Source organism: Rhodococcus sp. 06-235-1A (assembly GCF_002258785.1).
GTDB lineage: Bacteria > Actinomycetota > Actinomycetes > Mycobacteriales > Mycobacteriaceae > Rhodococcoides.
Window position 1 is genome coordinate 595,325 of record NZ_NOYI01000027.1, and the last position, 10,319, is coordinate 605,643.

The following is a 10,319-nucleotide window of genomic DNA, read 5'->3' on the forward strand; positions in this document are numbered from 1 at the left end:
GGTCGGTTTGCCCCATCTTCGGACCGCGATACTAGGATGCTCAGGGCGCGTGAGCGCCCACGATCGATACAGGAGGGGAGAGCAGCAGTGACTTACTCGATTGCAGAACCGTGCGTAGATGTACTGGACAAAGCGTGCATCGAAGAGTGCCCGGTGGATTGCATCTACGAGGGTAATCGAATGCTGTACATCCACCCCGACGAATGCGTCGACTGCGGGGCCTGCGAGCCCGTGTGCCCCGTCGAGGCCATTTTCTACGAGGACGACGTTCCCGAGCAGTGGAGCGCGTACGTCGGTGCCAATGTCGACTTCTTCGACGACCTGGGATCTCCCGGCGGTGCCGCGAAGCTCGGCAAGACCGATTACGACCCGCCGTTCATCAAGGCTCTGCCTCCCATGGGCGAGAACTGACGCCTTGGCACGTAGAGCGGTGGCAGCGGCGCTGCCCGATTTTCCGTGGGACTCGCTGACCGCTGCCAAGGAGAAGGCGTCGGCGCACCCGGACGGCATCGTCAATCTGTCGGTCGGTACGCCGGTCGATCCGGTCGCCGACGTCATCCGCACCGCGCTGAATTCGGTTGCCGACGAACCCGGGTACCCGACGACCGTCGGCACCGTCGCGCTGCGGGAGGCCGCGGTGGCGGCGCTCGAGCGCCGTTATTCGATCACCGGAATCTCGACCGACGCGGTGCTGCCGGCCATCGGCACCAAGGAAATGATCGCCTGGTTGCCGACTCTGTTGGGTCTGGGAGCCGACGACTTGGTCGTGATCCCCGAATTGGCCTACCCCACTTACGAGGTGGGTGCATTGCTCGCGGGTGCGCGCATCCTGCGAGCCGACGGGTTGTCGCGGCTCGGCCCCGAGCGGGCGTCATTGATCTTTGTCAACTCCCCGTCCAACCCGACGGGCAAGGTGCTCGGCGTCGAGCACTTGCGCAAGGTGGTCGAGTGGGCCCGCGAGCGCGACGCCATCGTCGTCTCGGACGAGTGCTACCTGGGACTGACCTGGGACGCCGACGCCGTGTCGGTGCTCGATCCTCGCGTGTGCGACGGCGATCACACCAATCTGCTTGCCGTGCACTCACTCTCGAAGACCTCGAACCTGGCGAGCTACCGCGCCGGCTTCGTCACCGGCGACGCGTCCCTCGTCGCCGAGTTGCTCGAGGTGCGCAAGCACGCCGGCATGATGGTGCCGCTGCCGATCCAGGCAGCAATGACCGCAGCACTGGCCGACGACGAGCACGAGAACGTTCAACGCGAGCTGTACCGCGCCCGGCGGACTGTGCTCAAAGCGGCCGTCGAGGCTGCGGGGTTCACCGTCGACCATTCCGAGGCGGGGCTCTACCTGTGGGCTACGCGGGGCGAACCGTGCCGCGACACCGTCGACTGGCTTGCCGAACGCGGCATCCTCGCCGCCCCGGGAGAGTTCTACGGGCCGAACGGTGCACAGCACGTGCGCATCGCGCTGACGGCCACGGACGAGCGCATCGACGCTGCGGCGGCTCGCCTGCACGGATAGTTCGAGGCTTCTGGTGGACAGAAAAGTCAGTTGGCTTCGGCTCCGCCCGGGTGTTCTCATGTACCCATGACCGTCACCCTCCTGCTCAGCTTCGCCGGCGTGTGTTTTCTGCTGGCGATCCTGCCCGGACCCGATTCGTTTCTGGTGCTCCGCTACAGCATCGGCGGCCTCAAGCCCGGGATCGCGGCGGCGATGGGAGTCGCGATCGGCGGACTGTTCTGGGCCGTGTTGGTAGCCGTCGGTCTGGCGGCGATCGTCGAGCAGTCGGCGACGGCGTATCGCGTGGTCAAGGTCCTCGGCGGGCTGTATCTGCTGTATCTGGGTGTGAAGGCGTTTCGGGCGCGCCGGAAGAACAAGGTGGCCGGCGAGCCGCTGGTACCCGTCGCCGCGTCCGCGCGGTCGGCGTTCGGTGCCGGAGTCCTCTCGTGCGCACTCAATCCCAAGGTCGGGTTGTTCTACCTTGCCGTGGTGCCGCAGTTCCTCACCGTGGTCACGTTCACCGGGGCCATGACACTGGGCCTGGTCGAAGTCGTTGTTGCCGCACTCGTGATGGGCGTGTTCTCGGTCGTGGCCTCACGCGCGGTCGCGTTGCTGCGCAAGCCCGCGGTGACCGACTGGTTGGACCGCATCAGCGCCGGATTCCTGGTTGCCCTCGGCATCGGAACGGTCGGGTCTGCCGCCTGAGAAATCGCTGTTCAGGGCTCGAGGTCCGCTTCGCTCACGTCCCAGCCGCCGCGTCGGATGCGCAGGATGTAGACCAATTCGTTGCTGCCGAATGCTTCGACGGTCGTGAAGCGCTTCGGCTCGGTGTTGACCTCGGGATTGCGTGCGTGGGCTTCCTCGTAGAGCTGGGTGGCTCGGAGATCTGCCAGTTCGACGCGGGTCCAGAAATCGTCGGACTGCACCGAGTAGACGAGCCGCGGTGCACCGTCGGTGACATGCGCGATCTCGATGTCGTCGTCGGAATCCTCGTCGTCGAGATCCAGGTCCAGATCATCGTCGGAATCGTCGTCCTGCTCGGCGTCGGTCCCTATCAGATAGACACCCGCTTGCAGGTCGCCGGCGGCGACCGTCATGTACTCGGCGTAGTCGCCGGTGTCGATTCCGTCCACGTCCATGTATGTACGGTAGCCATGTGCTGCTTCGTTCACTGAACCCACTCGCCGTTGCGCGGGGAGACGATATTCCCGACGCCATCACCATCGACGGTGTCTCGCTTTCCCGTGCCGACATCCTGGGTGCGGCGACCTCGGTTGCCGAACGCATCGCGCGGGCCGACCGGCTGGCGATCTACGCGACGCCGTCGGTCAAGACGGTGCTCGCGGTCGTCGGTGCGCTGATCGCCGGAGTCACCGTGGTGCCGGTCCCGCCGGACGCGGGGGTTGCCGAACGTGAGCACATCCTCCGCGACTCGGGTGCCCAGGCATGGCTCGGTGAAGCGCCGCCCGATGCCTCGGGACTCGAGGTTCTGCCGGTGCGTCAACACGCACGCTCGTGGCACAGCTACGCCGAACCGCAGCCGTCGGCCATCGCTTTTGTGCTCTACACCTCCGGTACCACCGGCCCGCCGAAGGGCGTCCTGATCTCCCGCAGTGCCATTGCGGCCGGCCTCGACGCATTGGCGGAGGCCTGGAGCTGGACGTGGAAAGACACTGTGGTGCATGGGCTTCCGCTGTTCCACGTACACGGATTGATACTCGGAATGCTCGGGCCGTTGCGGGTCGGCAGCCCGCTGATCCACACCGGTAAGCCGACTCCGGAGCTCTACGCGGCAGCGCGCGGATCCCTGTACTTCGGTGTGCCGACAGTGTGGTCGAGGGTCGCCGCAGACGAGACGTCCGCTCGCGCCCTGGCCGACGCCCGGTTGCTGGTATCCGGTAGCGCGCCACTGCCGGTGCCGGTGTTCGAGAAGCTACGTGAACTCACCGGCCAGGCGCCCATCGAGCGATACGGCATGAGCGAAACCCTGATCACGATCAGCACCCGCGCCGACGGTGAGCGTCGACCGGGTTCGGTGGGACTACCGGTCGCAGGCGTCGAAACCCGGTTGCGCGGCGATCAGGGCGAAATCGTGCCGCACGACGGCGAATCGATCGGCGCACTGCAGATCCGCTGCCCCATGCTGTTCGACGGTTACCTGAACAACCCCGAGGCGACGGCCAAGACCTTCACCGAGGACGGCTGGTTCGACACCGGAGATGTCGCCCTCATCGAGCCGGACGGCTTTCACCGCATCGTCGGACGTGCGTCGACGGACCTGATCAAATCGGGCGGCTATCGCGTCGGCGCGGGGGAGATCGAGACGGTGCTGCTGGGGCACCCGAGCGTCGACGAGGTCGCCGTCGTCGGCTTACCGGACGAAGACCTGGGCCAGCGCATCGTGGCCTTCGTCGTCGGCTCGGCTGTCGAGGATCGAGTGTTGATCGACCTGGTGGCGACCGAGCTGTCGATTCACAAGCGGCCCCGCGAGATTCGCGTCGTCGACTCGCTCCCGCGCAATGCCATGGGCAAGGTGCAGAAGAAGCTGTTGAGCTAGTCGTCAGCGAGGCCGCGAGGCGGCCGTTAGCCTCGAAACCATGACCACTCTCGACGGCGCACGCATTCTCGTTTTCGGTGCCAGTGGCGGTCTCGGCGGTCCGATCGTCGAGCAGCTCGCGAAGGCCGGTGCTCGGCTGACCGTCAGCGGTCGCAGCCTGGAATCCTCGGAACACCACACGGTGAACGCCGATCTGACGCTGCCGGATTCGGCAAAGGCGGCGGTCGCGGAGGCCGTCGAACATCACGGTGGGCTGGACGGGATCGTCATCGCCGCCGGCGTGGTGGCGTTCGGTCCGGTGGCAGAGGTGGACGACGACACCGTCGACGAGCTGTTGCTGCTGAACTATCTCGCGCCGCTGCGGGTATTGCGAGAAGCTCTGACCACCCTGCAGCCCGGTGGGTTCGTGGTCAACATCAGCGCGGTGGTGGCCGACAAGCCGATGCCGAACATGGGTGCCTACTCGGCGAGCAAGGCAGCGGCCAGTGCGTTGCTGAAAAGTGTTCGGACAGAGGCGCGCAAGTCCAAGATCAGGATCGTTGACGTGCGTCCACCACACACCGAGACCGGTCTGGCAACCCGGCCGATCGCGGGGCAGGCACCGAAGCTTCCGCAGGGCCTGACGCCGGAGTCGGTGGCAGCGCGGATCGTCGCGGCCATCGCCGACGACGAGACCGACGTCGGCGCGGACCAGTTCTCGTAGGCGAGACGTTCCTAGGCTATTGTCGGCACCGTGACCGAGACACACGTGACCGACGCAGCCAGAAGGCTCGTTCGTCGTCGCACCATCGACTTCGGTCTCGTCTGCACTTCTTCCTGTTCGTAGCTGTCGATCGAACCCATCCCCGACGAGATTTCGCGCTCCTCGGGTAGTTCCGGCAACCCTCGAATCGAACAGGAATTCTCATGACCACATCTGTGTCCCATCTCGGCGGCGTCATCGCTGCCACCGATGACGCCGTGCAGGCCGACCCGAAGAACGCCCAGGCGGTCTTCCGTGCCTCCGCAACCGCGCATGACGCCGTCGCCAGCACCGTCACGCTCGGTAAATACAGCGTCGAGGTCGACGAGCCACCGGCCCTCGGCGGCGAGAACACGGCCGCCAATCCCGTCGAGTACTACCTGGCGTCGCTGCTGTCCTGCCAGGTGGTCACCTACCGCGTGTGGGCCGAAAAGCTCGGCATAGTCGTAGACGACATCAAGGCCAAGGCCGAAGGGGACCTCGACGTTCGCGGATTCTTCGGCTTCGACGACAACGTTCGTCCCGGGTTCGGCGAGGTGCGCGTCGTCGTCACGGTCACCGGACCCGAGACAAGGGAACGGTACGAGGAACTGCAACAGGCCGTCGACGATCATTGCCCCGTGCTGGATCTGACGCGCAATCCCACCCCGATCCACACCGTTCTCGAAACGGCCTGAGTTCATGAGCGAGCGGACATTCGGCCTGCGTACCAGAGCAATTCACGCCGGAGCGAGGCCTGATCCTTCCACCGGTTCGCGTGCTGTGCCGATCTATCAGACGGCGAGCTACGTCTTCGAGAATTCAGCGGACGCAGGCGATCTGTTCGCTCTGCAGAAGTACGGCAACGTGTACAGCCGCATCGGCAACCCCACCGTTGCCGCCTTCGAGGAGCGCATTGCGAGCCTCGAAGGCGGCATCGGAGCCGTTGCGTTCGCCAGCGGGTTGGCGGCCGAATTCGCAGTGTTCGCCGCGCTCGCGGGCGCCGGGGATCACATCGTCGCCGCGGCGGGTCTCTACGGCGGGACGGTGACTCAACTCGACGTCACGCTCCGACGTTTCGGTGTGGACACGACGTTCGTACCGGGCACCGATCCGGCGGAGTATGCCGCAGCAGTGACGGATTCGACCAAGCTCATCTATGCCGAGATCATCGGCAACCCCTCGGGGGAGATCGCCGACCTCGACGGTCTTGCCGCCGTTGCCCACGAGCATGGAATCCCGTTGGTGATCGACGCGACGATGGCGACGCCGTGGCTGAGCAGGCCCATCGAGTTCGGTGCCGACATCGTGATCCATTCGGCAACGAAGTTTCTCGGCGGGCACGGTTCGACGCTGGGTGGCGTGGTGATCGAATCCGGTCGATTCGATTGGGGCTCGGGCAAATTCCCACAGATGACCGAGCCGGTGGCCTCGTACGGTGGCTTGTCGTGGTGGGGAAACTTCGGCGAATACGGCTTTCTGACCAAGCTGCGCAGCGAACAGTTGCGCGACATCGGCGGCGCATTGGCACCGCAATCGGCGTTCACCCTGATCCAGGGTGTCGAGACTTTGCCTCAGCGTATGGACGCTCACGTCGCAAATGCCCGCGTCGTCGCCGAATGGCTCGACGGTGATTCTCGTATCGACTACGTGAGATGGGCTGGGCTGCAGGGCCACCCGCATCACAGTCGGTCTCAGAAATATCTGCCTTCCGGCCCGGGGGCGGTGTTCGCCTTCGGAATCGACGGTGGCCGCGACGCCGGGCAGGCATTCGTCGAGAGCGTCCAGGTGGCCAGCCACGTCGCCAACATCGGTGATGTGCGGACGCTGGTGATTCACCCGGCCAGCACCACGCACCGGCAGCTGACCGACGATCAACTCCGCGGAGCGGGCGTCGGCCCGGAATTGATCCGCATCAGCGTCGGACTCGAAGATGTCGAGGACATTCTCTGGGATCTGGATCAGGCCCTGACGCTGGCAACCGGAAAGGCACGCTCGTGAGTGAACGCACCTGGCAGGGCCCGTCCGCCCAAGAGCGTCAGCGCATTCTGCGGGAAACCAAGACGGTCGCAATCGTCGGAGCGTCCAAGAATCCCTCGCGGGCAAGCTACTTCGTCAACCGGTACTTGTCGTCGACGAGCAACTACGAGATATTTCTGGTCAATCCCACGATCGCCGAAATCGAAGGAACGACGGTCTATCCGACGCTCGCGGATCTCCCGAAGCCGCCTCATCTGGTGGACGTGTTCCGCAAGTACGACGACCTGCCCGATGTTCTCTCCGAAACAATTGCTGCGCAGGCGAAGACGATCTGGCTGCAGCTGGGGCTGTGGCACGAGCAGGTGGCCCATGACGCCGAGGAAGCCGGACTGAACGTCGTCATGGATCGGTGCCTCAAGATCGAACACGCGCGATTCCACGGGGGATTACATCTGGCCGGATTCGATACAGGAGTGATCGATTCGCGTCGTACACGGGGGTAGGCCTCAGGCCTTCAACAGGCGACCACTGATCACTGTTGCCAGGGCGCGCGGCGCGAGGCGAACGCTGCCCGCGCTGATCTTGTTCGACAAGCCGGACACCACACTGGCCGGGGTCCGACGAGAGTCCAACGCGCGCATCGCCGTCGAGACCACTTGCTCGGACGTCTGGAAGTTGCCCACTGCGGCGTCTTTCGACCCCACGACGTCGAAGAACTCTGTGCGGGTAGGGCCGGGGGAGAGCGCGAGTACTTTCAGCGACGAGGTGCGGTGCTCGAACGCCAGAGCCTCGGTGAAGCTCAACACGAACGCTTTCGTCGCCCCGTACACGGCCATGTTGGGCGTGGGCTGATACGCAGCGGTACTCGCCACGTTGATCAGCGCACCGGTCAGGTTCGGCAGGAATGCGTGCGTGAGGTCGACCAGCGCACTGACGTTGAGGGCGATCTCTGCGGCCACGCGCTCCGGATCCTCGTCGGCGAACCGGCCGTGCGTTCCGAAGCCTGCGTTGTTGACCAGGGAAGTGGGAGTGATTCTTTTCTCGGCCAACGTGGTTCGCAGTGCCGCGCCGACTCCAGGTACGCCCAGGTCCATCGCCACGACGGTGGCAGTGACGCCGTGGTCGGCTTCGATGTGGTGAGCGAGCGCCTCGAGTCGATCGGCCCGCCGGGCCACGAGGACGACGTTCTCGCCGCGTGCGGCGAATCGGTTGGCGAATTCCTCGCCGAGGCCTGAGCTTGCTCCGGTGATGAGCACTGTGGAAGTCATGGATGCAAATGTAGGCAGTGCCAGCATTGTTGTCAATGCCAACATCCTTTAGGGTGAGTGGATGGCAACGCGGCGCTACCACCATGGTGATCTGCGGGCGGTATTGCTCGACGCGGCCGAACGGAGCATCGCGCAGGGTGGCGTCGACGCGCTGTCGCTGCGGCAATTGGCCAGAGACGTGGGAGTCAGTCATGCCGCCCCGGCTCGCCATTTCCGAGACAAGCAGGCACTGCTCGATGCACTGGCGCTGCATGGTTTTCAGGAACTGAACCGACGGATGGTTGCGGCTGCGACCGGCTCCGGAGAGCTGATGTCTCGGTTCCGTGGCGTCGCCCGTGCCTACCTCGGTTTCGCCGTCGAGCATCCCGAATTACTGGACGTCATGTACAGCACGAAACATCATCCCGATGCCAGCGAAGAGCTGAAAGAGGTTGCGCACGAAAGTATGACTGCAACCGAGTCGCTGCTGATCGATGCCATCGGGGCCGGTGTGATCACCGAGGCTCCACCGGCGATACTTGCCCGAGTGGCCTTCGCGAGCGTGCACGGCGTTGCAATGTTGGCCACCGGCGACCTGCTCGACGGCGTCCCGGCCGAGGATCTACTGGACGCAACCGTCGACACTCTGATGCGTGGCTTCACCTAGGTTGAGTGGCATGACCGAATACGACCTGCAACGCTTCGTCGACGCCCAGGAACCCGTCTGGAATGCGGTGACGCGGGAGCTGAAGGCGGGACGGAAGCAGACGCACTGGATGTGGTTCGTGTTCCCGCAGTTGGCAGGGTTGGGGCGCAGCGCAACCGCTCAACACTTCGGCATCGCAGACCTGACCGAGGCAGAGCTGTACCTGTCTCACGAGGTGCTGGGGCCTCGCCTGAAGAAGGCGGCCCGGCTGACCGTCGGCATCGAGGGCCGGACGGTCGACGAGATCTTCGGCTATCCCGACAATCTGAAGCTGCATTCGTCCATGACCCTTTTCGCCGAGGCTACCGAGGGTCGGTCCGTTTTCGACGAAGTGTTGCAAAAGTATTTCGGCGGTGAATTCGATGGCGCAACACTCGACTTGCTCGACGAGCGGTACCGCTAGCATCGCACCCATGACGACTCCACTCGCCGGATCCATTGCCTTCGTCCACGCCAGCTGGCACCTGGACATCGTCGATCGCGCGCGAGTGGGATTCGCCGCCGAACTCGAGCGGCTCGGCCAGGCCGATACTCCCGTCGACGTCTTCGAGGTCCCGGGAGCATTCGAGATCCCGCTACACGCGCAGCGCTTGGCCAAGACGGGTAAGTACTCCGCAATAGTCGCTGCCGCCCTGGTGGTGGACGGCGGAATCTATCGACACGACTTCGTGGAGACGGCGGTGATCGACGGTCTGATGCGTGTGCAGCTGGACACCGACGTCCCGGTGTTCTCCGTGGTGCTCACGCCCCACCATTTCCACGAGCACGCAGACCACACCGAGTTCTTCACGGCGCACCTGGAGAAGAAGGGTGCCGAGGCAGCGCGGGCTGTTGTCAAGACTCTGGCGTCGCTGGGAACCATCGGATAGCGGTTGGGGGCTGATTCTGTGCGCGGGCCCGATTGGCACTCTGCGCCCGAGCTGCATGAGGTACTCGCGGAACTCGAAGGACGAGAACCGATCTTCCACCGCCGCGAGTTCGGCACCACGCGGAGGGATTTCGAGCGCCTCACCGATCCAAGCTTCTGGGAGATCGGAGCTTCGGTCGGATCTACAGTCGCGAACACGTCTGGTCGGTCCTCGAAGGCCGGTACTCGTCCGACCCGAGCGGTCGGCTCGACGGTGATTGGGAGACCAGCGCGTTCGAGCTACGGGAAATTGCCCCAGCCACCTACCTGCTGACGTACACACTGCGGCTCGACGGCAGGCATACCCGCAGAACTACCTTGTGGCAGAGACGGGATGGTGACTGGAAAATACTCCATCACCAAGGAACCGTGATCGCAGACCGCGAATCGTGAAGCGTGGCGGTTGAGCCGACCTATATCAGGAGCTACCGACAAATTCTGTTTCACGAATCCTTATGCAGGACAATAGTTTTCGATTCGACTATCATTGTGCATCGAATACATGTTCGATGCACTTGCTCCCATGGCCACCGCGATCTGGCAACTGAGCGAGAGTGAACTCCTCGCCGACGCCGCCGCGGTCTCCCATCAGATCCAGTTGTTGGAAGCCCGTCGTATCGCCCTCGTCGCCGACATCGACACCCGCGTGAGCCGCGAGAAACTCGGCTTCCCCGGCCCCGCCGGCTGGCTCACGTCCACGACC

Annotated in this window: 13 protein-coding genes and 1 pseudogene; 12 read left to right on the forward strand and 2 right to left on the reverse strand. The window is 64.4% G+C overall.

Features of this window, described 5'->3' with window-relative positions; genetic code table 11:
* Window positions 1–87 precede the first annotated feature (87 nt).
* From fdxA to CH275_RS26545, 3 genes are all read left to right on the forward strand, one after another.
* Window positions 88–411: a ferredoxin gene (fdxA, locus tag CH275_RS26535; protein ID WP_008714223.1), complete on the forward strand. Its 324-nt coding sequence runs from the start codon at window positions 88–90 to the stop codon at window positions 409–411.
* Between the two features lie 4 nt (window positions 412–415).
* Complete coding sequence (gene dapC / locus CH275_RS26540; protein WP_094681072.1) at window positions 416–1,519, forward strand: succinyldiaminopimelate transaminase; 1,104 nt, start codon at window positions 416–418, stop codon at window positions 1,517–1,519.
* A gap of 66 nt (window positions 1,520–1,585) precedes the next feature.
* Window positions 1,586–2,203, forward strand: a complete 618-nt coding sequence (locus CH275_RS26545) for a LysE family translocator (RefSeq protein WP_094681073.1) — start codon at window positions 1,586–1,588, stop codon at window positions 2,201–2,203.
* Window positions 2,204–2,214: 11 nt separating this feature from the next.
* Here the strand turns inward: CH275_RS26545 and CH275_RS26550 are convergent, their stop codons facing one another.
* Window positions 2,215–2,637: a hypothetical protein gene (locus CH275_RS26550; protein WP_094681074.1), complete on the reverse strand. Its 423-nt coding sequence runs from the start codon at window positions 2,635–2,637 to the stop codon at window positions 2,215–2,217.
* A gap of 2 nt (window positions 2,638–2,639) precedes the next feature.
* Between CH275_RS26550 and CH275_RS26555 the strand changes: the two genes are divergently transcribed.
* From CH275_RS26555 to CH275_RS26575, 5 genes are all read left to right on the forward strand, one after another.
* Window positions 2,640–4,055: an acyl-CoA synthetase gene (locus CH275_RS26555; RefSeq protein ID WP_094681075.1), complete on the forward strand. Its 1,416-nt coding sequence runs from the start codon at window positions 2,640–2,642 to the stop codon at window positions 4,053–4,055.
* Between the two features lie 40 nt (window positions 4,056–4,095).
* Window positions 4,096–4,758, forward strand: a complete 663-nt coding sequence (locus CH275_RS26560) for an SDR family NAD(P)-dependent oxidoreductase (protein WP_094681076.1) — start codon at window positions 4,096–4,098, stop codon at window positions 4,756–4,758.
* Between the two features lie 203 nt (window positions 4,759–4,961).
* Window positions 4,962–5,474, forward strand: coding sequence for an OsmC family protein (locus CH275_RS26565; protein WP_094681077.1), 513 nt, complete (start codon window positions 4,962–4,964; stop codon window positions 5,472–5,474).
* Window positions 5,475–5,478: 4 nt separating this feature from the next.
* Complete coding sequence (locus CH275_RS26570) at window positions 5,479–6,777, forward strand: O-acetylhomoserine aminocarboxypropyltransferase/cysteine synthase family protein (RefSeq protein WP_094681078.1); 1,299 nt, start codon at window positions 5,479–5,481, stop codon at window positions 6,775–6,777.
* The gene (locus CH275_RS26575) at window positions 6,774–7,259 is read left to right on the forward strand and encodes a CoA-binding protein (protein ID WP_094681079.1); all 486 of its coding nucleotides are present in this window, start codon (window positions 6,774–6,776) and stop codon (window positions 7,257–7,259) included. The genes CH275_RS26570 and CH275_RS26575 overlap by 4 nt, the downstream gene beginning before the upstream one ends.
* 3 nt (window positions 7,260–7,262) lie before the next feature.
* On the opposite strand, the gene CH275_RS26580 is transcribed toward CH275_RS26575, so the two are convergent.
* Entirely contained in the window at window positions 7,263–8,024 is a 762-nt protein-coding gene (locus CH275_RS26580) for an SDR family NAD(P)-dependent oxidoreductase (RefSeq protein WP_256991223.1), read from the reverse strand.
* 61 nt (window positions 8,025–8,085) lie between these two features.
* Here CH275_RS26580 and CH275_RS26585 point away from each other — a divergent pair, with 61 nt between their 5' ends.
* The 4 genes and pseudogenes from CH275_RS26585 to CH275_RS26605 all read left to right on the forward strand — a co-directional run.
* Window positions 8,086–8,670: a TetR/AcrR family transcriptional regulator gene (locus tag CH275_RS26585; RefSeq protein WP_094681081.1), complete on the forward strand. Its 585-nt coding sequence runs from the start codon at window positions 8,086–8,088 to the stop codon at window positions 8,668–8,670.
* 10 nt (window positions 8,671–8,680) lie between these two features.
* On the forward strand, window positions 8,681–9,112 hold the full coding sequence (locus CH275_RS26590; protein WP_094681082.1) for a DUF1810 domain-containing protein: 432 nt from the start codon (window positions 8,681–8,683) through the stop codon (window positions 9,110–9,112).
* A gap of 10 nt (window positions 9,113–9,122) precedes the next feature.
* Window positions 9,123–9,578, forward strand: coding sequence for a 6,7-dimethyl-8-ribityllumazine synthase (locus tag CH275_RS26595; protein ID WP_094681083.1), 456 nt, complete (start codon window positions 9,123–9,125; stop codon window positions 9,576–9,578).
* Between the two features lie 561 nt (window positions 9,579–10,139).
* Window positions 10,140–10,319 (forward strand): annotated as a pseudogene (locus CH275_RS26605) (HNH endonuclease signature motif containing protein); the annotation flags it as partial.

Excerpts from the sequence above, each read along its gene's own strand:
- CH275_RS26565 (WP_094681077.1), top strand. The coding sequence starts at position 4,962 with ATGACCACATCTGTGTCCCATCTCGGCGGCGTCATCGCTGCCACCGAT.
- CH275_RS26555 (WP_094681075.1), top strand. The coding sequence starts at position 2,640 with ATGTACGGTAGCCATGTGCTGCTTCGTTCACTGAACCCACTCGCCGTT.
- CH275_RS26595 (WP_094681083.1), top strand. The coding sequence starts at position 9,123 with ATGACGACTCCACTCGCCGGATCCATTGCCTTCGTCCACGCCAGCTGG.
- CH275_RS26545 (WP_094681073.1), top strand. The coding sequence starts at position 1,586 with ATGACCGTCACCCTCCTGCTCAGCTTCGCCGGCGTGTGTTTTCTGCTG.
- CH275_RS26590 (WP_094681082.1), top strand. The coding sequence starts at position 8,681 with ATGACCGAATACGACCTGCAACGCTTCGTCGACGCCCAGGAACCCGTC.
- CH275_RS26560 (WP_094681076.1), top strand. The coding sequence starts at position 4,096 with ATGACCACTCTCGACGGCGCACGCATTCTCGTTTTCGGTGCCAGTGGC.
- CH275_RS26585 (WP_094681081.1), top strand. The coding sequence starts at position 8,086 with ATGGCAACGCGGCGCTACCACCATGGTGATCTGCGGGCGGTATTGCTC.
- CH275_RS26550 (WP_094681074.1), bottom strand. The coding sequence starts at position 2,637 with ATGGACGTGGACGGAATCGACACCGGCGACTACGCCGAGTACATGACG.
- CH275_RS26580 (WP_256991223.1), bottom strand. The coding sequence starts at position 8,024 with ATGACTTCCACAGTGCTCATCACCGGAGCAAGCTCAGGCCTCGGCGAG.
- CH275_RS26570 (WP_094681078.1), top strand. The coding sequence starts at position 5,479 with ATGAGCGAGCGGACATTCGGCCTGCGTACCAGAGCAATTCACGCCGGA.